At 68.1% G+C, this 22,184-nt stretch carries 21 protein-coding genes; 12 read left to right on the top strand and 9 right to left on the bottom strand.

Annotation, left to right across the window (positions count from 1 at the left end; genetic code table 11):
• Positions 1–31 precede the first annotated feature (31 nt).
• Positions 32–3,400, bottom strand: coding sequence for an AAA family ATPase (locus tag OG203_RS32315; RefSeq protein WP_405161010.1), 3,369 nt, complete (start codon positions 3,398–3,400; stop codon positions 32–34).
• A 70-nt stretch (positions 3,401–3,470) separates the two neighbouring features.
• Complete coding sequence (locus OG203_RS32310; RefSeq protein WP_405161009.1) at positions 3,471–4,646, bottom strand: exonuclease SbcCD subunit D; 1,176 nt, start codon at positions 4,644–4,646, stop codon at positions 3,471–3,473.
• A 405-nt stretch (positions 4,647–5,051) separates the two neighbouring features.
• Here OG203_RS32310 and OG203_RS32305 point away from each other — a divergent pair, with 405 nt between their 5' ends.
• Entirely contained in the window at positions 5,052–6,209 is a 1,158-nt protein-coding gene (locus OG203_RS32305) for a DNA recombination protein RmuC (RefSeq protein WP_405161008.1), read from the top strand.
• 136 nt (positions 6,210–6,345) lie between these two features.
• Complete coding sequence (locus tag OG203_RS32300) at positions 6,346–7,131, top strand: DUF6542 domain-containing protein (RefSeq protein ID WP_405161007.1); 786 nt, start codon at positions 6,346–6,348, stop codon at positions 7,129–7,131.
• A gap of 4 nt (positions 7,132–7,135) precedes the next feature.
• Here the strand turns inward: OG203_RS32300 and OG203_RS32295 are convergent, their stop codons facing one another.
• Together OG203_RS32295 and OG203_RS32290 are read right to left on the bottom strand one after the other, a co-directional pair.
• Entirely contained in the window at positions 7,136–8,086 is a 951-nt protein-coding gene (locus OG203_RS32295; protein WP_405161006.1) for an aminoglycoside phosphotransferase family protein, read from the bottom strand.
• A gap of 42 nt (positions 8,087–8,128) precedes the next feature.
• Positions 8,129–9,142, bottom strand: a complete 1,014-nt coding sequence (locus OG203_RS32290) for a 4-hydroxy-3-methylbut-2-enyl diphosphate reductase (protein WP_405161005.1) — start codon at positions 9,140–9,142, stop codon at positions 8,129–8,131.
• A gap of 188 nt (positions 9,143–9,330) precedes the next feature.
• Here OG203_RS32290 and OG203_RS32285 point away from each other — a divergent pair, with 188 nt between their 5' ends.
• The 6 genes from OG203_RS32285 (at position 9,331) to OG203_RS32260 (ending at position 12,674) form a co-directional block, all read left to right on the top strand.
• Positions 9,331–9,996, top strand: a complete 666-nt coding sequence (locus OG203_RS32285; protein WP_405161004.1) for a lipid droplet-associated protein — start codon at positions 9,331–9,333, stop codon at positions 9,994–9,996.
• Between the two features lie 71 nt (positions 9,997–10,067).
• The gene (xseA, locus tag OG203_RS32280; RefSeq protein ID WP_405168071.1) at positions 10,068–11,357 is read left to right on the top strand and encodes an exodeoxyribonuclease VII large subunit; all 1,290 of its coding nucleotides are present in this window, start codon (positions 10,068–10,070) and stop codon (positions 11,355–11,357) included.
• 2 nt (positions 11,358–11,359) lie between these two features.
• Positions 11,360–11,596 (top strand): exodeoxyribonuclease VII small subunit, encoded by a 237-nt coding sequence (locus OG203_RS32275; protein ID WP_405161003.1) that lies wholly within the window; start codon positions 11,360–11,362, stop codon positions 11,594–11,596.
• Positions 11,593–11,937: a VOC family protein gene (locus tag OG203_RS32270; protein WP_405161002.1), complete on the top strand. Its 345-nt coding sequence runs from the start codon at positions 11,593–11,595 to the stop codon at positions 11,935–11,937. The genes OG203_RS32275 and OG203_RS32270 overlap by 4 nt, the downstream gene beginning before the upstream one ends.
• 45 nt (positions 11,938–11,982) lie before the next feature.
• Positions 11,983–12,282: a type II toxin-antitoxin system Phd/YefM family antitoxin gene (locus OG203_RS32265; protein WP_405161001.1), complete on the top strand. Its 300-nt coding sequence runs from the start codon at positions 11,983–11,985 to the stop codon at positions 12,280–12,282.
• Entirely contained in the window at positions 12,282–12,674 is a 393-nt protein-coding gene (locus OG203_RS32260) for a type II toxin-antitoxin system VapC family toxin (RefSeq protein WP_405161000.1), read from the top strand. Before OG203_RS32265 ends, OG203_RS32260 begins: the two co-directional genes overlap by 1 nt.
• A gap of 1 nt (position 12,675) precedes the next feature.
• Here OG203_RS32260 and OG203_RS32255 read toward each other — a convergent pair whose 3' ends face one another.
• Positions 12,676–13,242 carry a DUF4245 domain-containing protein gene (locus tag OG203_RS32255; protein WP_405160999.1) on the bottom strand — a complete coding sequence of 189 codons (567 nt, stop codon included), beginning with the start codon at positions 13,240–13,242 and terminating at the stop codon, positions 12,676–12,678.
• 191 nt (positions 13,243–13,433) lie between these two features.
• Here OG203_RS32255 and glpX point away from each other — a divergent pair, with 191 nt between their 5' ends.
• Positions 13,434–14,477, top strand: a complete 1,044-nt coding sequence (gene glpX / locus OG203_RS32250; protein WP_396973834.1) for a class II fructose-bisphosphatase — start codon at positions 13,434–13,436, stop codon at positions 14,475–14,477.
• A 132-nt stretch (positions 14,478–14,609) separates the two neighbouring features.
• The gene (locus OG203_RS32245) at positions 14,610–16,016 is read left to right on the top strand and encodes a class II fumarate hydratase (protein ID WP_405160998.1); all 1,407 of its coding nucleotides are present in this window, start codon (positions 14,610–14,612) and stop codon (positions 16,014–16,016) included.
• Between the two features lie 346 nt (positions 16,017–16,362).
• Here the strand turns inward: OG203_RS32245 and OG203_RS32240 are convergent, their stop codons facing one another.
• The 3 genes from OG203_RS32240 to OG203_RS32230 all read right to left on the bottom strand — a co-directional run bounded on the left by OG203_RS32240 (position 16,363) and on the right by OG203_RS32230 (position 19,414).
• Complete coding sequence (locus tag OG203_RS32240) at positions 16,363–17,217, bottom strand: acyl-ACP desaturase (protein WP_405160997.1); 855 nt, start codon at positions 17,215–17,217, stop codon at positions 16,363–16,365.
• Positions 17,218–17,313: 96 nt separating this feature from the next.
• Complete coding sequence (locus tag OG203_RS32235) at positions 17,314–17,853, bottom strand: LGFP repeat-containing protein (protein ID WP_405160996.1); 540 nt, start codon at positions 17,851–17,853, stop codon at positions 17,314–17,316.
• A gap of 175 nt (positions 17,854–18,028) precedes the next feature.
• Positions 18,029–19,414: a PhoH family protein gene (locus tag OG203_RS32230; protein WP_150402248.1), complete on the bottom strand. Its 1,386-nt coding sequence runs from the start codon at positions 19,412–19,414 to the stop codon at positions 18,029–18,031.
• Positions 19,415–19,787: 373 nt separating this feature from the next.
• On the opposite strand from OG203_RS32230, the gene OG203_RS32225 reads away from it, so the two are divergent.
• Positions 19,788–20,060 (top strand): hypothetical protein, encoded by a 273-nt coding sequence (locus OG203_RS32225; RefSeq protein ID WP_405160995.1) that lies wholly within the window; start codon positions 19,788–19,790, stop codon positions 20,058–20,060.
• A gap of 1 nt (position 20,061) precedes the next feature.
• Here the strand turns inward: OG203_RS32225 and OG203_RS32220 are convergent, their stop codons facing one another.
• The gene (locus OG203_RS32220) at positions 20,062–21,246 is read right to left on the bottom strand and encodes a cytochrome P450 (RefSeq protein ID WP_405160994.1); all 1,185 of its coding nucleotides are present in this window, start codon (positions 21,244–21,246) and stop codon (positions 20,062–20,064) included.
• A gap of 226 nt (positions 21,247–21,472) precedes the next feature.
• Between OG203_RS32220 and OG203_RS32215 the strand changes: the two genes are divergently transcribed.
• A complete protein-coding gene (locus OG203_RS32215; RefSeq protein ID WP_405160993.1) occupies positions 21,473–22,177 on the top strand; it encodes a helix-turn-helix domain-containing protein in 705 nt (234 codons plus the stop codon).
• Positions 22,178–22,184: the final 7 nt, after the last annotated feature.

Raw genomic sequence — 22,184 nt, 5'->3', positions numbered from 1 at the left:
CTCGGTACCGCGTCGAGTTCGACACTGCGCCTCAGGCGACGGTGGCTTCCAGGTGGGAGCCGGTGCGGCCGCGGCGGACGTGCAGGCGGCTCGGGATGCGCTGACGCATTTCGTCGACGTGGCTGACGACGCCGACCACGCGGCCGCCCGCGCGGAGTTCGTCGAGGACGCCCATCACCGCGTCGAGGGTGTCGGCGTCGAGGCCGCCGAAGCCCTCATCGATGAAGAGGGTGTCCAGTACAAGGCCGCCGGATTCGGCGGCGACGGTGTCGGCCAGGCCGAGCGCCAAAGACAGTGAGGCCATGAAGGTTTCGCCGCCGGATAGGGTTTTGGCCGGACGAATGGCGCCGGTGTAGTCGTCACGGATGTCCAAGCCGAGTCCGCCGCGACGGCCGCGGGGGCCTGCCTTGTCGGAGTGCACGAATTCGTAACGGCCACCTGACATTCGGCGCAGGCGCAGGGAACCCGCCTGGGCCACTTCTTCCAGGCGTGCGGCGAGAACGTATGAGCGCAGCGACATCCGGCGGTTGTTCTCGCCGCGACCCGCGACCACCTCGGCGAGTCCGGCGAGTTCGTCGTGGGTGCGCTGCAGCGGGGCGATTCGATCCACGGCCGCCCACAGCTGGCCGCCGAGGTCCTCCAGCAGGGCGACCCGCCTGTTCGCCTCGGCGTGCACGGCGACGGCGGTGTTCAGCCGCGTCTGTGCGGCGGCGACGGCGGACTCCAGCTCGGTCAGGTCGCCGGGTTCGGTTGACGCGGCCGCTTGGATTTCCGGTTCTGCGAGAACAGCTTCCGCGTGTGCGCGGGTGCGGTCGGCGTTGGTCAGTTCGGCTTCGATGTCGGACTGCCGTTGCGGGGTGCGGCTCGCCGCGGTGACCACACGCGCATACGCGGTCAGTCGCGCCACAACGTCCTGGGATGCCTCGACCACGGCTGCCTGAGGTGCAGGTTCGGTGGCCGAGCCGTTGGCGGTCGCCGCACCGTCAGCGCGTGCTGTGGTCGCATCGCCGCTCGGCGCAGTGGCCGGATCGCTCGATTCATCGGTCGCTGCGCCTGCCGCATAGTGCACTGCCTGCGCACCGGTCGTTGCCTCGGCTCGCCGATGTTTGTCTTCCTGCTCTGGCACGAAACCTGCGGCACGGGCGAGGTTTTCGACGCGGTCGGCGATGACGGCCACCTGTTCGCGGGCCGCGACGGCGTCAGTGCGTGCGTCACGGAGGGTGGTGGCGTCGGTCACCAGCGCGGTGAGACGGGCGTAGCGGCGGTCGATGGTTTCGTCGGCGCCCGCGGCGACGCGGAGGCGGTCGTTGAGTTCGGTGAGACGAGTGGTCGCGGTGGCGACGTTCGCGGCGACGGTGCTTCGGCGCGAATCGGATTCGCGGAGTTCGTCGTGCAGGCGGGTCTCGTCGGTGCGCAAGCGGGTGAGTTCGGCGGTGAGGCCGTCGGCGAGGGCGGCCAGTTCGGCGGTGTCCTCGTAGCGGTCGGTGGCGGCGCGCAGGGCGGCGGCCAGCTCGACCCGATCGGCGTCGCCGCCGCGGGCGGTGAGCGCCTCGATCTCGCGTTCCAGGGCGGTGATTCGGGCAAGCACGCGGTCGCGGGCGTCTTCGGCGGCGCGTTCGGCCGTCACGGCGGACTGTTCGGCGTCCTTGGAGACGGCGGTGTCGGTGGGGCGGGCGGGCGCGGGGTGGTCGGCGGAACCGCACACCGTGCACGGCTGGCCGTCGGTGAGACCACCGGCGAGTTCGGCAGCCATGCCCGCCAGTCTGCGCTCACGGAGGTCGAGGACCCGTTCCTTGGCGTCGTTGTGGGCGGCGCGGGCCGACTCGAACTCGACGCGGGCATGGTCCAAACCTGTTTTGCGGGAGGCGAGTTCGACCGCGGCCGCGGCGGCGGTCTGTAGCCGCTCGCATTCGGCCGTCAGGGTCGGCAGCGTGGCGGCCGCGGTGGTTGCCTCGCGCAGGCGCGCCTCGAGGGTGGCTAGCGAGCCGGGGAGTTGTTCGCGCAGCCTGGTCAGTTTGGTCACCTGGGTGTTGAGGGCCGCGTCCTCGTCGCGTAGCCCCGCCAGCTCCCTGGTAAGCCGAGTGGCCGCCGTCGCGTCGGCCCTGACCTCGTCGAGCCCGCCGAGCAGCGCGCTCCAGCGCCGAATCGCGGCGTCGATGTCGGCGTCGTCCCTGATGACCGCCTGGTCCGCGCGATTCGACTCGGTGCAACGACGATCCGCGCGTAGCGGCCGACTATCTCGCTGCGCCGAGTCGCCGCGGTCCGGTGCCCTACCACCCGGCTCCGCATCATCGCCATCCGTGCCGGTGGGCTCCAGCCGGATCAACTCGACGCCGCCGAGGTCGGCACCGCCGGGCTCGCGCAGGCGGGCCGCTAATTGCCTACTTGCGCTGAGCTTTTCGGTATCGCGGCGACGCATCAGCATGACGGCGTCGCGCGCCTCGTCGATAGCCGCCGCGACCGGCTCGGCCCGGCGGGCCAGTTCGAGTTCGGCCTGCAGCGCGGCGCGCTGGTCCGCCGTGGCGGCGTAGTCGTCGAGTTGCTTGCGCGCAGCCGACATTCGACGGCGTAGCTCGTGCAAGCGGCGTTGTTCCTCGGCGAGTGTCCGCACCCGCCCCGACTCCTGTTGGCAGCGTTGCGATTCCGTGGTCGCGGTGGTCAGATCGGTTCGCGCGATGGCGAGCAGCTCCTGCGACCAGCCGACGGACTCCAGCGGGCTGACGGTCTCGGCCGGGCCAGCCCCCGCCGCGACGCCGACCTGCGCGATCAGCCGGTCGATGCCTTGCTTGCGTGCGTCGAGATCGGCGGTGGAGGCGCGGCGCCTGTCCGCGAGCCACTGTTCGGCGCTGCCGAATCGTTCGGTGTCGAAGAGCTTTTCGAGCAGCTTCTCGCGATCTTCGTTGTCCGCCCGCAGGAATCGCGCGAAGTCGCCCTGCGGCAGCAGCACCACCTGGAAGAACTGGTCGGCGCTCATGCCGAGCAGCCGGATGATCTCCTCGCCGATATCCGGTATCCGGGAGAGGTTTTCGCCGCGTCCGTCCAGCCAGGCCAGTGTCGCCTTGGCGGGGTCGGTGCGCATGCCGGTGCCGCGCAGCTTCGGGCGGTCGAATTCGGGGATGCGGGTCAGTCGCACCCGTCGCCCGCCGAGGGTCGCCTCCAGGATCACTTGCGGCGGTGTCTGTTCCGGCGCGTGATCGGAGTGCAGCCGCTTGCTTTCCCCGCGCGCGCCGGGGACCCTGCCGTAGAGGGCGAACGCGATCGCGTCGAGCACGGTGGTCTTGCCGGCGCCGGTCTGCCCGTGCAGCAGGAACAGACCGTCGGCGCCGAGTGCGTCGAAGTCGACGACCGTGGTTTCGGCGAACGGGCCGAAGGCGGTCATCTCCAGCTTGTGCAGCCTCATGCGGCCGCACCACCGGAAATCGTTGCGTGGCAGCTGTTCAGCGGCAGGTGACCCGCCGCTCGGTAAGCGCTCACGCCGACAGTTCCGCTGCCGATTCGGCCGTCAGCACCCGATCCGGTTCCGCGACGGCGGCGGCGAGTGCCCGCTCCAGCCAAGCCATTTCGCCCTCGCTCGGCACGCCGCGGACGTCGGTGAGGAAGCTCTGCGCTACTTCGGTGTCGCGGCGGCCGTGCACCCGCTCACGGTAGCGCAACTCCGGGTTGCCCTCCGGCCGAACCCACTCGACGTGCACCGCGTGCGGGAACCGTTCGCGCAGTTTGCGCATGGCATCGACGGGGCGGGTCGAGTCGGTGAGCACCGCGGAAACGTAGTGCTCCTCGGCGGCTGCGTTGCTCGCGTCGGTGAGCAACTCGTCGAGCGTGCCGGTGAGCTTGCTCAGCCCGCGGACCAGGGGGAGGTCGCGGCGCTCGACCGAGTGCAGTCCGGCGGCATCGAGTTCAATGATCCACACGGCCTTGCGATGTGAGCTCTCCGCGAACGAATACGGCAGCGGGGAGCCGCAATAGCGCACGGACTCCGACAGCGTCTGCGGGGAATGCAGGTGGCCGAGGGCGACATAGTCGATGCCGTCGAAGGCCGACATCGGCACCGTCTCCACGCCGCCGACCGAGATCGAGCGCTCCGAACCCGTCGCCTCGCCGCCGACGACGAAGGCGTGCGCGAGCACCACCGTGCGCGTCCCGGCCCGCTGTGCGATGTCGGCGCGGATCAGGCCCATGGCCGCGTCCAGGATGTCGGCGTGCGAACGCGCTTGCGGCACACCGAGTTCCGCGCGGGTGATGTCCGGCTCCAGGTACGGGATGCCGTAGAACGCCACCTGGCCGTGCTCGTCGTCGAGCAGTACCGGCCGGTCGGCATCGGCGACGGTGGTGCGTAGATACAGCCCACCGGCCGCCGCGAAGCTCGCGCCCGCGCCAAGCCGCGCTGGCGAATCGTGGTTGCCCGAGGTGGCGACGATGCGGGCACCGGCGGCGCGGATGGCCTCGAAGCCGCGGTTACACACCGCGATCGCGTCGGCACTCGGAATGGAGCGGTCGTACACGTCGCCGGGCAGCACGACCACGTCGACGGACTCCTCGGCCACCAGCTCCGCGATCGTGGCCAGTGCACGAGCCTGGTCGGCAAGCAGATCGACCCCGTGGAACGTGCGCCCGATGTGCCAGTCCGAGGTGTGCAGCATCCGCATCCGCGAAACCGTAGGCCACCGCACCGACACAATTCAATTGCCGAGGCCCTTGTGTCGGATAGCCGCTCTTTCGTTCGGCGTGTCAGCGGTGATTCGTCCGGCACTCCGATGGCTATTTCGCGGCGTACGCGGGCACTGTGCGGCCGATCCGCAGTCGTTCGGTCGCCGGGCTCATAGTCCAACCGCGAGTGTGGTTTTCGATCCAGCGCAGTGCATCACGCCGTCGCGCACTATGCCTGGTCGATCGCCGCCGAGCGACGCGGGTCACGAATTCGGTTGCCTCGTCATGACTGACGGCGGCGCGCCGCCACGTATGTACGGCTTGACCACCGCGTTTGCCGACACGGCGCTGCGTAATTGCCGACCCGCACGTTCTTGTCGGTGGGGTACGGCACTATCGGCGCTATGACCGCACCGATGCTCGTCGCACTGATGCTGGTGTTCGCCGCCGGGGTAGGGCTCGGCTGGCTCGGCCATGCCGCGCGCGCCGGGCAGCGGGCCGCACAGGCGGAGGCGAGACTCGCTGCGGCCACCGACAACGAGCACCTGCTGCGGCAGTCGCTCACCGCGGCGAACGAGGATGCGGCGCGCAGGCATTCGCAGGCGATCGGGGCCATGGTCGACCCGCTGCGCGACGCGGTCGGCGCGTTGAACCAGCACATCCAACAGGTCGAACACCATCGGATCAACGCGTATTCGAGCCTGCGTGAACAGGTCGCCGGCATGCAGCGCACCTCGCTGCAGCTCACCAGCCAGACCAGCCAGCTGGTCGCCGCGCTGCGGGCACCGCAGGTGCGCGGGCGGTGGGGCGAGATCCAGCTGGAGCGGGTGGTCGAGCTGGCCGGGATGACACGGCATGTCGACTTCGACACTCAGGTGACCCGCGCGGCCCGTGGCGACGGCGATGGCGACCGGACCGGCAACGTCCGGCCCGACCTGGTGGTGAATCTGTCCGGCGGCAGGCACATCGTGGTCGACGCCAAGGTGCCGTTCAGTGCCTATCTCGACGCGAGCATGGTCGACGATCCCGATATGCGCGCCGAGCATCTGACCAGGCACGCGAAACACCTGCGCGGGCACATCGACCAGCTGGCCGACAAGGCGTACTGGGCCGCGTTCGATCCGGCGCCGGAATTCGTCGTGCTGTTCGTGCCCGGCGATCCGTTCCTCGATGCCGCGCTGACCACCGACTCGGGGTTGCTGGAGTACGCGTTCGGCCGCAACGTGATCCTCGCGACGCCGACCACGCTGATCGCGTTGCTGCGCACGGTCGCGTTCGGCTGGCGGCAGGAGGCGCTGTCCCGCGATATGGCAACCGTTCAGCAATTAGGGAAGGAGTTGTATGCGCGATTGGGCATGACCGGCAGGCATCTGGACCGGCTCGGCGCGCAACTCGGCAAGGCCGTCGACGCTTTCAACTACACCGTGGCGTCGGTGGAATCGCGGGTCATGGTCACCGCGCGCAAACTGCATGACCTGGAAATAGCGGAGCAGGAGGTGCCAGCAATCCAGCGGGTTGATTCGTGGCCACGTGCGGTGGGCTTCGCCGACGCCGACGATTAGCCGGGACAACCGCCGTGCCATAACGCCGTCCGGGGCGGCGAAGGTTAGTGTTCATAATGTGGCTGCTTCCCAACGTGTGCGAACCCGGGTGCCCGCGCCGCATCGCTCGATACTGCCGACTGTCCCCGGTCTCCCGGTGGGCGCGGCAGTCCTGATCGCGGTTGCCTGCACGTTTCTGGGTTTCTTGATCGATGCGAACGGCGACAGTACCGATCTGACCGGTACCTTCGCCGCGCTATACATCGTCGGTTGTGTCGCAGCCGTACTGACAGTCCGCTACCGCGGCCTGTTCACCACCATGGTGCTTCCGCCGCTGCTGCTGTTCATCGCGGTTCCGCTGGCCTACAAGCAGCTGACCGGCGTTGCCATGAGCTCGATCACCGAGATCCTGCTGAAGCTGGCCGTCCCACTGGTCGAGCGCTTCCCCACCATGTTCCTCGCCACCGCGCTCGTGCTGCTGATCGGCGGTGCCCGCATCATGCTGCAGCGCCGCAGCGAGCCCGCGGACGGCGCGAAGGGGTCCAAGCGCGGCGAAAGCTGGGGTCGTCCCGGAACCAAGCGCCCGCGCTCCGGCAAGGCAGGCGCCGCGGGACTCAGCGACTCGGCCCGACGCCGCACCCGCCGCCCCAAGCCGGAACCCGACGATCTCGACCCTGTCGAAGACACCCCCCGTCCGTCCCGCCGCCCCGTCGCCGACACCCCACCGCGCGTCGCCGGACCCGCCCGCCCGCGCGAGGGCCGTCCTGCCCCGCGCACCGGCGCCCGTCCCGCCGCGGCAATGCCGCGCACGGAGACCGACCCGCCGCGCGGCAATCCCGCACGCCGGCGCAGCGAAATGCCCCCACCCCACCCCCAACCCAATGTCCGCTACCGCGAACGTGATTCGAGCCGCACCGACCGCCGCAGACCCGAAAACCTGTAGGTCGTCAGTTACCAAGGCCACCAGCAAACGGCATCGTTCGCCAGTTCTCGATGGCCGGCTTCAACGCCTCGGCGAGCATGGGCAGCTGCGGCACCAGCGCCAGGCACGCCACCGTCCTCGACGTGCCGACGGCGTTGATGAAACGCATCACGCGCTCGTCCAGCTGACGCAGTCCTCGGCGCTTGGCCTCGGCGTTGTAGGCGGCCTCGCACTCGGGGCCGAGGAACGCCAGATCCCATTCGACCGGACCGAACGTGGCCAGCTCGAAGTCGGCATACAACGCGCCACCCGAGGTGGGGACGATGTTGACCGCGGGAGAGTCTCCGTGGATCGGCTGTAGGTCGACGCCGGGAAACGCGGCCTCGAACTCCGCGCGCGACCGGACGATCGGTGCCAAGATCGCCCATTCCCGCCGCGCGCGGTCGAGATCGTCGGGGTCGATGAGGTCGGGGCGGGCGACGAGGGCGGCAAACCCGTCGGTGACCATCGCCGGTTCGGCCGAGGACAGGAACGGCAGCTCGCCCGGGTAGTCGCGCAGCGCGGCATGCAGGTCGACGACCAGGCGGGAGTTGTGCACGTAGTCGGGCTCGACACTCTGGTCCTGTTCGACGAACTGCCAGAACGTCATCGAGAAACCGTTGCGCCGCACGGGTTCCCGCGGCACCAGTGGACTGGGCGGGATCACCGGGTAGCCCTGTTCGGCGAGCCACGCCACTACGTCGAGCTCCACCCGCTGGCGTGCCGCCTGAGCGTCGAGGTCGACGTGCGCGGGCAGGACAGTGGGTACCCGGACCACCACCGGTGCCGGAGCGAGGTGCACGACCACGGAGAAGACATCGTGCAGGATCTTCGCGTCGGTCACCGTCAGCCCGAGGTCACGGCCCGCGGCGATGGCCGCGTCGAGGGCTCGTGAGGTGCGGGCGGTGAGTTGGTCGGATGTCATGACTGCTGGCATTCGGCCGATGGTGCCAGGCCAGGCGGTCGCGACGCGACGGATTTACCGCGCGCGGGTGGTGCGCAGTTCTCGGGGCAGCGAGAAGACGAGGGTTTCGTTGGCGGTGGTAACCGGCTGCACGTCGGCGTAGCCGTGCTCCTCGAGCATGTCCAGGACACCGCGAACGAGGATCTCGGGGACCGAGGCGCCGGAGGTGATGCCGATGGTGCGGACGCCGGTGAGCCAGGCCGGGTCTACCTCACGGGCGTAGTCGACCAGGTAGGAGGCCTTGGCGCCCGCGTTGAGGGCGACCTCGACCAGGCGGACCGAGTTGGAGGAGTTGCGCGAGCCGACGACGATCACCAGATCGCATTCGGGCGCCATCGCCTTGACCGCGACCTGACGGTTCTGGGTCGCGTAGCAGATATCGTCGCTCGGCGGATCCTGCAGCGCGGGGAAACGCTCGCGCAGCCGCTGCACCGTCTCCATCGTCTCGTCGACGCTGAGCGTGGTTTGTGAGAGCCAAATCACCTTCGACTCATCGCGAACGGTGACCTTGTCGACCGAGGCAGGGCCGTCCACCAACTGCACGTGGTCGGGCGCCTCGCCCGCCGTGCCCTCGACCTCCTCGTGGCCCTCGTGGCCGATCAGCAGGATGTCGTAGTCGTCGCGGGCGAAGCGCTTCGCCTCCTGGTGCACCTTCGTGACCAGCGGGCAGGTCGCGTCGATGGTGTGCAGGTTGCGCGCGGCGGCGGAGGTGTGCACCGCGGGTGAGACGCCGTGCGCGGAGAACACGACCACCGAGCCCTCCGGCACCTCGTCGGTCTCGTCGACGAAGATGACGCCCTGCTCACGCAGCGTTTCCACGACGTGGCGGTTGTGCACGATCTCCTTGCGCACGTAGATCGGCGCACCGTGCTTTTCCAGGGTCTTCTCCACGGTTTCCACCGCTCGGTCCACACCGGCGCAGTACCCACGCGGCTCCGCGAGCAGCACCCGCTTGCCGCCGACGGGATCGGCGGTTCCGGCACCCGCTGAGCGGGCGATTCCGACGTTCAAGGGTATGGCCGTGGACATGCCGACAGCTTACGTGCGTGCACCGACTATGCGCTGTCCGGGCATTGTGCTGTGCGCTGTCCGGCATCGCGCCCGCGAACTGTCCGCGCGGCGGCGAGGCGTGCGCCGCGCACGCCGTTCCATGCGCCAGAATCACTCCCGTGAGCCCCGACCTTTGCATAGCACACCATTTCGGGCAGGCTAGGACCATGTTTCGACCACCGTTCCTGGCCAGGGTAGCCGCCGGGGCCGCCGTATACGCCATAGAGGAAACTCGCCGGCTACCAACGGCCGCAATGAATTTGCCGATCACCGCCATCAGCCAGATGCTGCAGACGACGATGCACGTCCAGCAGTTCGTGACCAGCCTCGCGCTCAAGGGCGACGCGGTCTTCGATCGTCTCGGCAACAATCCGGAGGAACAGCCGGAGTGGGCCACCTTCGACGAGGACCTCGATACCGAGCAAACCCCGAGCGGCGCAACGGCGCGCACCAGCCGTTTCGACCTGTACGCCGCCGACGAACCCGAATCGCCGACCTTCACCACCCGCGAGGCACTGTCCGACGAAGCCGCCGTCCGCGCGACCGAGCGCAACGGCCACACCGCCTCGGTCGAGACCGTCGCCGAGCCGGAAACCGCTGAGCCGGAACCGGAACCAGCGCCGGAGATCGCTCCCGCGCCGGAGATCACCGAGCCGGAGGTAGCCACCCGCTACGACTACCTCAACATGACCCTGGCGCAGCTGCGCGCCCGCCTGCGCATGCTGACCGTCGAAGACCTCGCCGCGCTGCTGGATTACGAGCAGCAGACCCAGGCCAGGGCGCCGTTCGTGACCATGCTGACGAATCGGATCGCCACCGTGCGGGCCCAGTGACCGAACCTCAGACCTCCGCGTCGACGGCTGGCCGGGACAACCCCGGCCCGCCGCGCACACCTGCCCCAGGCATCCAGGACGGCGCCCCCGCCGCTCCGGCGAACTCCGCCGAACAGCCGTACCCGGTCCGCTCCGTCGCGATCAAGGTCGCGCAGTGGATCGACCGGCTCGGCAGCATCTGGGTCGAGGGCCAGATCACCCAGATCAACCTGCGGCCAGGCACCCGCACCGCGTTCCTGGTGCTGCGTGACACGTCCGCGGACATGTCGCTCTCGGTGACCTGCGATCCGGACCTCATCCGCAAGTCCCCGATCCCGCTGCAGGAAGGCAGCCGGGTCGTGGTCTACGGCAAGCTGTCGTTCTTCACCGGCCGCGGCACACTGTCCTTGCGGGTCATCGAGATTCGCCCGGTCGGCATCGGCGAGCTGCTTGCCCGGATCGAGCGGCTCAAGGCACTGCTTGCCGCCGAGGGACTCTTCGATGCTCGGCTCAAGCGGCCGATCCCGTTCCTGCCCACGACCATCGGGCTGATCACCGGCCGCGCGAGCGCCGCCGAGCGCGATGTCCTGACCGTGGCCAGAAATCGCTGGCCCGCAGTGCGTTTCGAGATCCGCAACACCGCGGTGCAGGGACCGACCGCGGTATCGCAGATGCTCGAGGCGCTCGCGCAGCTCGACCGCGACCCGGCCGTCGACGTGATCGTGCTCGCCCGCGGCGGCGGCAGCGTCGAGGACCTGCTGCCCTTCTCCGACGAGGCGCTGTGCCGCGCGATCGTCGCCGCGACCACCCCGATCGTGAGCGCGATCGGCCACGAGCCGGACAACCCGCTCAGCGATCTGGTCGCCGACCTGCGCGCCGCGACCCCCACCGACGCCGCCAAACGCGTTGTCCCCGACGCCGCCGCGGAACTGGCCGGTGTGCGCGATATGCGCGCCCGCTCCGCCGCCGCGTTGCGCGGCTGGGTCGACCGCGAGACCCGCGCGCTGACCCAGTTGCGTTCCCGTCCCGTGCTGGCCGACCCGCTGCGCGAAATCGACCGCCGCCGTGAGGAAGTCGAACGCCTGCGCGCGTCGGCCCGGCGCAACGCCGAACAGTTCATCCGCACCGAGGCCACCGCGACCAGGCACCTGCGCGAGAAGCTGACCGCGGTGGGCCCGGCCGCCACCCTGGCCCGTGGCTACGCTGTCGTGCAGCGCGTCGCGGGGACCGAGCGGCACGTGGTGCGCACGATCGAGGACGCGCCCGCGGGCAGCCAGCTGCGCATCAGGGTCGCCGACGGCGCCGTCGCCGCGGCCGCGCTCGGCACCAAGTCGCTAGGCGCGCAACGACCCACCGAAGACACCGAAACAAGGAGGAGCTGACCTTGGCCGAGCCCGAGACCGAACTGGCTGAGATCGCCACCTTCGGCTACGAGCGCGCCCGCGACGAACTGGTCAATGTCGTGAAGATGCTCGAGCAGGGCGGTCTCGACCTGGACGAGTCGCTCGCCCTGTGGGAGCGTGGTGAAGCGCTGGCCAACCGCTGCGAGGAACACCTCGCCGGTGCCAGAAAGCGCGTCGAGGACGCGCTGTCACGCACCGATCTCGAGGACGACAAATGACGATCCGCCGGGCTACGCCGGACATCCGCACCACCGACATCGAGCGCAGCCGCGACTTCTACAAGTTGCTCGGCTTCGAAGAAGCGATGGACCTCGGCTGGGTCGTCACCATGGTCTCCCCGGCCAACCCCACCGCCCAGGTGCTGCTCGTCGGCCCCGACGCGGAAAAGCTGCAGCCGAACATGAGCGTCGAGGTCGACGACGTGGACGCGGTACACGCAACGATGACCGCCGAAGGCGCCGACATCGTCTACCCGCTGACCGACGAAGAGTGGGGCGTGCGCCGCTTCTTCGTCCGCGATCCGAGCGGCACCATCGTCAACGTGGTCAGCCACCGCTGAGCGAGGCAGCACGCATGTGGCACTTATTTGTGGCACAATTAGTTCATGACCGCTATACCCATCCGTGAACTCTCGCATCACACAGCTCGATGCCTGGCTCTGGTCAAAGCGGGCGAAACGGTAGAGATCACCGAACGCGGCAAGATCATCGGCCGGATTGTCCCGGTAGACGCCGAGCACGATGTCCGGGCACGGATGTTGGCCGAGGGGAGAATGCGACCGGCAACCAGGAGTCGAACCGACCTGCTTGCCGACGTGCGCCGCCGCCTTGCCGGGGAATCTATCGACGCCGAGGGCCAGGCGAGCGCGGCCTTGCAGACGATGCGCGACGACGAGCGTTACTGATGCTGTATCTGGACACCAGTGCGCTGGTGAAGCTCGTCCATCTGGAGGCCGAATCCGCCGCGCTGATGCGCTGGCTCGATGATCGGCCAGATGCGCCGTGGGTGGCCTCCGCCCTCGTCGAGGTCGAGCTGGTTCGGGCGGTGCGTGCCGCCGCGCCAGCCGATCTGATCCATGTTCCAGGGGTCCTTGCTCGCGTTGATCGACTCGACATGGATGGGATCGTGCGCTCGAACGCCGCAGCGATATCACCCGCCACGGTCCGGAGCCTCGACGCGCTGCACCTCGCGACAGCCATAGAACTGGCGGCCGACCTCACGGCATTGGTGACCTACGACAAGCGGCTCGGGGAAGCAACAGAAGCAGCGGGGTTGACGTGGGTCGCACCCTGCTGACTCAGGGCTTGAGCGGCTGTGCCCCGGTGATGGCCTGGGCCAGCGTGACGAACGAGTCGCGCTGGCCCGCACCGGTGATGAGCACGCGCGACTGGCCGAGGTCGGCGATCCAGGCCGGTTCCGAGCCTGGCTCGGAGTAGACGATCCACTTCTGGTCGCCGATCTGCTCGGTGCCGCTGGCGTAGCGGGAGCCGAGGACGAAACGCGACATCGATTCCTCGGTCGCGTTGCTCTGGCTGAAGCGCATGTAGGCGCCGTGGTCAGTGATATAGCCGACAGTGCTGATCGGGCCGCCGCCGGTGCCGCTGATGTTCTCGCGGCTGCCGGAGTTGGGGGTCCAGGCACTGGGGACGGCCGGGTTCCGAATGGGGAATGGCAGGCTGTGCGCGTCCGAAGTCAGCGCCGCCTGCACATCGAAGTGGGGAATCTGTCCCTGCGTCGGACCCTTTGCGGCAAAGCTACATTGGCTCGCCAGGCCCGCGAAAACCACGGCGATCAACACGAGCGGGATCAACGACCAGAACAGATCCCGGTAGTCGTTCATGATGCGTGGCTTTTGTGGGGACACGCACTCAGTATCCACTCGCGCGTCCGGTGGCCCTTCTCGCACCCCGAACCGGCGAGCAGGGTGTACGCCCGTCTCAGTTCGAGTGAGACAATCGTCCGGACCGACGCGCGCGGTCAGGCAGCTTGCGTGACCACGAAGGACCCCGCGCGCGGCGCATGGATTTTGTACCGACGCACAGGAGGCACCCCGCAATGACGGCATCTTCCCCGACACCGAGCCGCCGCGAGGCGCCGGACCGCAACCTCGCGCTCGAGCTGGTCCGCGTCACCGAGGCCGGTGCGATGGCCGCGGGCCGGTGGGTCGGCCGCGGCGACAAAGAGGGGGGCGACGGCGCCGCCGTCGACGCGATGCGGCAGCTGGTGAACTCGGTGTCCATGCGCGGCGTCGTTGTCATCGGCGAGGGCGAGAAGGACGAAGCGCCCATGCTGTTCAACGGCGAGCTGGTCGGTGACGGCACCGGTCCCGAGGTCGACTTCGCGGTCGACCCGGTCGACGGCACCACGCTGATGTCGAAGGGCTCGCCCGGCGCCATCGCGGTGCTCGCGGTCGCCCAGCGTGGCGCGATGTTCGACCCGTCCGCGGTGTTCTACATGAGCAAGATCGCGGTCGGCCCCGACGCCGCCGACGTGATCGATATCTCCGTCCCGATCGGCGAGAACATCCGCAGGGTCGCCAAGGCCAAGAGCCTGTCCAAGTCGGACCTGACCGTCTGCATCCTGGACCGGCCCCGGCACGCCGGACTGATCCAGGAGGTCCGCGACGCCGGCGCGCGCATCCGGCTGATCTCCGACGGTGACGTGGCGGGCGCCATCGCCGCGGCCCGGCCCGACTCCGGCACCGACATCCTGGTCGGCGTCGGCGGCACCCCCGAGGGCATCATCGCCGCCGCCGCGATGCGCTGTATGGGTGGCGAACTGCAGGGCATGCTGGCCCCCACCGACGACGACGAGCGGCAGAAGGCGATCGACGCAGGCCATGACCTGGACCGCGTGCTCACCACCGAGGACCTGGTGGCCGGCGACAACGTCTTCTTCTGCGCCACCGGCGTCACCGACGGCGACCTGCTGCGCGGCGTGCGCTACTACGGCGGCGGCGCGTCGACCCAGTCGATCGTGATGCGCTCCAAGTCCGGCACGGTCCGCATGATCGACGCCTACCACCGCCTGACCAAGCTGCGCGAGTACTCCTCGGTCGATTTCATCGGCGACGAGCACGCGGTCCCGCCGCTGCCCTGATCCCGGCACCGACTCCGGAAAGACGCGCAGGCATACCGCCTGCGCGTCTTTTCTTATTCCACCGTCCGCGTGTGCGAATCACTACAGGCGTGGCAGCCCCATGGCCGTCTGGTGCGGCATAGGGTCGAAATCATGACCGAGGAGACGCAGCAGTATCGGATCGAGCACGACACGATGGGCGAAGTTCGGGTTCCGGTGGACGCCCTGTGGCGGGCGCAGACCCAGCGGGCCGTGGAGAACTTCCCGATCAGCGGACGCGGCCTCGAGCGTGCGCAGATCCGCGCGCTCGGCCTGCTGAAGGCCGCCTGCGCCAAGGTGAATCGGGATCTCGGACTGCTCGACCCGGCCAAGGCCGACGCCATCATCGCCGCGGCCACTGAGATCGCTGAGGGTAAGCACGACGACCAGTTCCCGATCGATGTGTTCCAGACCGGTTCCGGCACCAGTTCGAACATGAACGCCAACGAGGTCATCGCCTCGATCGCCAAGGCGAACGGCGTCACCGTGCACCCGAACGACGACGTGAACATGTCGCAGTCGTCCAACGACACCTTCCCCACCGCCGTGCATCTTGCCGCCACCGAGGCGGTCATCACCGACCTGGTTCCGGCACTGGATCATCTGCGGCTCGCCCTGCTCGACAAGTCGACCGAGTGGCGCACCGTGGTCAAGTCGGGCCGCACCCATCTGATGGACGCGGTGCCGGTGACGCTCGGTCAGGAGTTCGGCGGCTACACCAGGCAGATCGCCGCGAGCATCGAACGCCTCCTCGCGACGCTGCCGCGCCTCGGCGAGCTGCCCATCGGCGGCACCGCCGTCGGCACCGGCCTCAACGCGCCCGATGGTTTCGGCGGGAAGGTCGTCGCGGAACTGGTCCGCTCGACCGGTCTGGACGCGCTGCGCGAGGCGTCGGATCACTTCGAGGCGCAGGCGGCAAGGGACGGGCTGGTCGAGGCGTCTGGCGCGGTGCGCACCGTGGCGGTCAGTCTTACCAAGATCGCCAACGATATTCGCTGGATGGGTTCGGGCCCGCTGACCGGACTCGGCGAACTCCAGCTGCCCGATCTGCAGCCAGGCAGTTCGATCATGCCGGGCAAGGTCAATCCCGTGCTGCCGGAGGCGGTTACCCAGGTCGCGGCGCAGGTGATCGGTAATGACGCCGCTGTCGCGTTCGGCGGCGCGAACGGCGCGTTCGAACTGAATGTCTATATCCCGGTGATGGCGCGCAATCTGCTCGAGTCGATTCGCTTGCTCGCCAACGTTTCCCGGCTCTTCGCCGACAGGTGTGTGCGCGGGCTGGTCGCCAATGTCGACCACCTCCGGACTTTGGCGGAATCCTCACCGTCGATCGTGACGCCGTTGAATTCGGCAATCGGTTACGAGGAAGCGGCGGCGGTCGCCAAGGAAGCATTGAAGCAGAAGAAGACAATTCGCCAGACGGTTATCGATCGCGGTCTGCTCGATGAGAAGCTCACCGAGGAAGAACTCGACCGGCGATTGGACGTGCTGTCGATGGCGAAGGTCGAAGACGGTAAGTAGCAATAACTTTCGACGCTACGTCGAGCGTCACGTTGAACACCCTCATGGTCCAACGTGACGCTCGAGCGAGCGTGTGCGCGGGTACATCAGCCGAAGTCGACGTACCCACGCTTGGCATCACAAAAAGATGCCGAGTGCGGCGAGGAACGCAGAGGCGCCGACGCCGAATAGTGCGACGAGGCCACCAACAATTGCTGCAATCATGATTCTTTCCTTTCTTGCTTCCGCACAATGCGGATGTACACAGCTAATCGCTGGCAACGCGACGTGCGTTTCATCACATTTTCGCGAAGCAAGAAAAAGAATCCGGTCGGCGCGGTAAATCAACGCGCCGACCAGGGGTGATTCAGCGCAGGTGCGAAAGTTCGGCGCGGGCCTTTTCGCCCGCTTCGCCGAGATCGGTCCGCGTGAAAACGTTCCACCGCTGCAGCAGCGGCTTGAAGACCAGCTCGTCCTCGTCGGCCCGGTCGTAGATCCCGGCCGCGGCGAGCACGTCGTCGCTGTTGCGGCCGTCGGCCAGCGTCACCGAGGGCACCCGGAAGGCGGCCACCTGGTCGGCGATGGCACGCAGCGCCTGATCCGGCGCCACGTTCAGGCCAGCCTCGACCAGCTCGGCGAAGACGACCGCCTGCAGCTCGTCATCGAGCGCGATGCGCTCGGCGATCGCGGTGACCATCGGGTTCTCGCCGAGTGCCGCGATGTTGCGATGCCGGATCGCGGCGGCGACCTCTTCGAACGCGCACGCGGCGAGCACGTCGAGCAGGTGCAGGCCGGGACGGCGGAAACCGGTGGTCATGTGCGTCATCCGCATCCGCTCCAGCTCGACCGGGTCCACCGACCTGGTCGTCATGAGGAAGTTGCGGATCATGATCTCGTGGCGGTTCTCCTCGGCGGTCCACCGGCCGACCCAGCGCCACCACGCGCCGGTGCGCAGGTACTTGCCGAGCTCGCGGTGATACGAGGGCAGGTTGTCCGCGATCAGCACGCTGACGGTCAGGGCAAGCTTGGCGACCTCGCTGAGCTCGGACTGCTCCGGCGCCCAGTCGGTCCCGCTGAGGAACGCGAAGTTGCGGCCGTCGTCCCACGGCACGTAGTCGTGCGGCTGCCATCCGTCGGCGGCGTCGATGTGACGACGCAGAATGGATTCCACGTCCAGCGCGAGGGATTCGAGCAACTCGCGATCGGTCAAGAGAGTTTGCACCTAGACAACCTAGCGGCTGAGCCCGTGATACGGGGATTTCGAATGAGACTGGACGGGCGTCCGGGACCGGCTCGGCCGTCCCGGACGCCGAACCGACTACTGCTTCGGCATGACGGTGGTCTTACCGTCGACCCAGGTGATGGTGCCACCGGAGAAGTCGCTCTCCTTGCCGCCCGCGATGTCCTTCTCGTCGCTGGTCGGGTAGCCGAGCTTGCCGGTGGCGCCGCCGTTGTCCTCCCACGCCTTGCGGATCTCGCCCCAGACGATGTGCGCCTCGCCGTCCTTGGCCATGTAGACCGTGCCGCCGACGAAGTCCTGGTACTTGCCGTCCTCGGGGCCGGACTCCTGCGCCTCCAGCGGAGCGCCGAGCGCACCGGCCGGGCCGCCCGAGGCCACGTACTTGTCGAAGATCGCACCCGAGACGGTGAGGTCACCGCGCTGCGTGGCGATCTTGGTCTCCTCCGCCGCACCGGAGGCGTGCTCGTCACCGTGCTGCATCGCGGCCGCGGTGGTCGTGATCGACGCCGCCGCGTTGTTGTCGTTCTTGTTGTCGTCCTTGCTGCATCCGGTCACGATCAGTCCGGCGGCGGCGAGCAGAGCAGTGTATCCAGCCGTTCGTCGAGCGAAGTGGTGCATTTCCATCCTCTCGAAAGTGGCTACCGAGGACGCCGCCGACTCGGTGACGCCGCTGGCAGCCTAGGCCGATGTTCAGCAATGACCCGGCGAATCACCTAGGGACACGCCGGGTCATGCCGAACAGCTATCGCCGGAATATTACCCGGCAATTGTGAGGGGAAACACACCACCCAACTCAGGCGTTGGGGCCGTACTCCTCCAGCATCTCGGTCACCAGTGCCGCGATCGGCGAGCGCTCACTGCGGGTCAGCGTGATGTGGGCGAACAACGGATGACCCTTGAGCTTTTCGATCACCGCGGCAACGCCGTCGTGCCTGCCGACGCGCAGGTTGTCCCGCTGGGCCACGTCGTGGGTGAGCACGACCCGCGAGCCGGTGCCGAGCCGGCTGAGCACCGTGAGCAGCACATTGCGTTCCAGCGACTGTGCCTCGTCGACGATCACGAACGAGTCGTGCAGCGACCGGCCGCGAATGTGAGTGAGCGGCAGCACCTCCAGCATGTCGCGGGCGAGCACCTCCTCCATCACCTCGCGACTGGCCAGCCCGTCGAGCGTGTCGAAGACCGCCTGGGCCCACGGGCCCATCTTCTCGCTCTCGCTACCAGGCAGGTAGCCGAGTTCCTGACCGCCGACCGCGTAGAGCGGACGGAAGACAACCACCTTTCGCTGAGTTCGCCGCTCCAGCACCGCCTCCAGGCCCGCGGTCAACGCGAGCGCGGATTTGCCGGTGCCTGCCCGGCCGCCGAGCGAGACGATGCCGATGCTCTCGTCCAGCAGCAGATCCAGCGCGATGCGCTGCTCGGCGGAACGGCCGTGCAGGCCGAACGCCTCGCGTTCACGCACCAGCTGGACCCGCTTGTCCGGGGTGACCCGGCCGAGCGCGCTGGAGCTACTGCCCAACAACCGGATTCCGGTGTGGCATGGCAGTTCCCGAGCGTCATCGATATCGAGGACGGAATCGGAGTAGAGCTGATCGATCTGCGCCGTGCTGACGTCGAGTTCCACCATGCCGGACCAGCCGGAGGTGACGACGTCCTGTGCGTGGTATTCGTCGGCTTGTAAGCCCACCGCACTCGCTTTGACCCGTAGCGGAATGTCCTTGGACACCAGCACCACCTGGCGGCCCTCGGCCGCCAGATTCAGTGCACAGGCCAGGATTCGGGAATCATTGGTGTCGGTGCGGAATCCGACCGGAAGGACCGCGGGATCGGTGTGGTTCAGTTCCACCTGCAGCGTTCCACCCTCGGTGCCGATCGGCACCTGCTGATCGAGCCTGCCGTGCTGCAGGCGAAGATCGTCCAGGTTGCGCAGGGCTTCCCGCGCGAACCAGCCCAATTCATGGTGATGCCGTTTGCCTTCGAGTTCGCTGATGACCACCAGCGGTAGCACGACGTCGTGTTCGCCGAACCGGGTGAACGCCCAGGGATCGGACAAAAGGACCGAAGTGTCGATGACAAAGGTATCGGCCGGGGAATGCGAGGGGTGTGCCCCCTTCGCGGCGGTTCCGCCTTTCGCGGAACGGGATTGCGCCGAGGGAGCGGGAACGGAGCGTGAAGCAGTCACGGTGGGCTCCTCTTTGTCCGCGCGGCACCCGCACGAACGATCTCGCTGGACCGGTCCGTCCTGATGGGATCTGGCGTTACCGTCAGAAGCCACGAGGGCCGGGTGCCGGCCCCCTCGAACTGATTAGCTCAGTCACGGTCAGGACCTCCCGTACGAGCCACACCGCCGCGGCCCGCACCATCGACGCTACCGTCGAACTACGGTTCCCCGCTCCCGCACAGGTAGGCGTGTCCGTGAATTTGCGGTAAACCTCACTTCGTCGCTGCTCGGCACCCCGGTCGGCGCGAGACGCTCGGCGGTGATCTCGAGCGGTTCGGCGCGACGCGTGGCCGCGGGCAGACTCCGCCTTGCCGCGCCCGTTAGAGTCGCTGCTATGGCCGGTAACGAGGACCTGGAGAAGCTGTCGTCGAAGGAACTGCACGATCGCGCGGTGAAGGTGGCCGTGCGGCACGGGGACGTCAAGTTCCTGTGGCGGTTGCTCACCTCGATTCCGGCCGCCGAGGCCGCCGCGGGGAACCTCGGCGAGAGCGAAGCCGACATCAAGTACGTGCTGCCGATGATCGATGACTACTTCCACGCGGGCGACGGCGAGATCGCCGAGGTGCTGCGGCCGTTCTATCTGGAGTACCTGAACGAGCACAGCTGAGCTACCAGGTGACCGGGAGCCGGTGCACGCCATAGATGTCCGAGTCGTGCCGCAGCGGGACGTCCTGCGCGGCGACGGCGAGGCGCAGGGTGGGAAAGCGATTCAGCAAGGCGGGCAATGCGACCCGCATCTCGACGCGGGCGAGTTGCTGACCAAGACATTGATGCACGCCGTGCCCGAAGCCGAGATGCCCGACCGCGCTGCGCCGGATGTCGAAGGTGTCCGGCTCGTCGAACTTGGCCGGGTCGCGATTGGCCGCCTGGATCGACAGCGCGACCGTCTCCCCCGGCTTGATCACCTGCCCGTCGAGCTCGACTTCCGCGAGCGCCGTCCGCGACGTGGTGTGCACGATGCTCAGATAGCGCATGAGTTCCTCGACGGTCTGGTCGGCGAGTTCGGGTCTGGCGCGTAGCTCGGCGAGCTGGCCCGGCCGCGACAGCAGCGCGAAAGTGCCGAGCGCCAGCATGTTCGCCGTGGTGTCGAGGCCGGCGCCGAGCAGCAGCGTGCCGAGACCGGCGAGCTCGTCGTCGTCGAGGTCGCTGCCGGTGAGATCGCTGAGCAGGTCGTCGGTCGGTTCGGCGCGTTTGGCGAGCACCAGTTCGTGGATGTACCGCTCGCCCGCCGCGTAGACCGCTATCCGCTCGTCCATGGTCAAGGTGAAGTCGTTGCTCGCGGCGACGTAGTCACGGAAGGTATCGCGATCGACAGCGGGAACACCGAGCAGCTCGCACACGGTCAGCGCGGGGACGGGGAAGGCGAACGCCTCGATCAGATCGACCGGCCCGCCGTCGCGTGCCATAGCGTCCAGGTGATCGGTCGTGATCTCCTCGACGCGCTCGGTGAGCATGGTCATCCGGCGCACGGTGAACTTGCCAGCCAACAGCTTTCGGTAGCGGGTGTGTTCCGGCGGGTCGACACCGAGCATGTCGCCCGGCGGCGCGGGCGGCGCCGCGCCTAAATCGGCGGTCGGGTTGTGGCCCAGCTCGTAGCGCACGCTGAAACGGGGGTCGGCGAGGACCGCGCGGACGGTCGCGTGACTGGTGGCGAGCCAGCCGCGATGGCCGTCGGGGAAGTTCATCCGGACCAGCGAGGGCAGGGCGGCCAGTTCGGCGGGCGGGTCGAAGGGGCAGCCGGGCGGGCGAGTGGTGGGGAGTTCGATGGCCTCGGCGGCTGGTTGATTCACCATGATTCCTACTTCGATCGTGTTTTGGCTACATCCAAACGCTACGTTGCGTTCAGTAGATAGCCAACGATCCAAGCACGCTATATCGCCATTTAAGCTGGTAGATTCCAAATCTGAATTGCAATGATTATGCCGATGAATGCGCATGATCAGCTTCGGTATTGCAATGATGTGCCACTGAGCGCAATACTGGATCCGCGTGCTCGATCGATATTCAGGAGGCGAGCCCATGCCGGGTGGCAGGCTGACCCAACACGATCGCGGGCAGATCGCGGACGGCCTCGCGGAAGGTCTCGGATACGCCGAGATCGCCAGACAACTGGGCAGACCGACCTCCACCGTCAGCCGCGAGGTCATCCGCAACGGTGGCCCGAGTCGCTACCACCCTGGACGCGCGCACAAGGCGACCGAGCAACGCGCCCGCAGGCATCGGTCGCACACGGCGGCCGTCACTCCCCCAGCCGCGGGCGACGCGGCGGTCGACGAATTCCTCGCCCGGTTCACCGCACAGATCACCAGGACCGGTCTGCCACGGACCGCGGCAGCCGCCTTGGCCTGCCTGTACACCACCGACAGCGGCAGCCTCACCGCCGCCGAACTGGCGCAACGACTCCGGGTCAGCCCGGCCACCATCTCCTCGGCCGTCGGCATCCTCGAAGCGCAGGGGCTGATCCAGCGCGAACGCGATGCGCGCAGTCGGCGGGATCGCTACGTCGTCGACGAAAACGTTTGGGTCCGTGCGACATTGGTCAGCGCGCAACAGGTGAACGATCTGGCCGAGGTGGCCAGGCTCGGTGCCGAGGCATTCGGCAGCACACCGGCCGGGGCCCGCGCGCGTAACACCAGCCGGTACCTCGACTTCATCGGCCGCGACATCCTCGAGTCCGCCGAGCGCTGGCGAAAAGTGCTCGAGCAGCAGCCGACTCAGGACTGAGCCCGGC

This window comes from Nocardia sp. NBC_01499 (assembly GCF_045040275.1).
Lineage (GTDB): Bacteria > Actinomycetota > Actinomycetes > Mycobacteriales > Mycobacteriaceae > Nocardia.
Note: the sequence above shows the minus strand (reverse complement) of the source record. Positions and strands in the feature narration are given on the sequence as shown.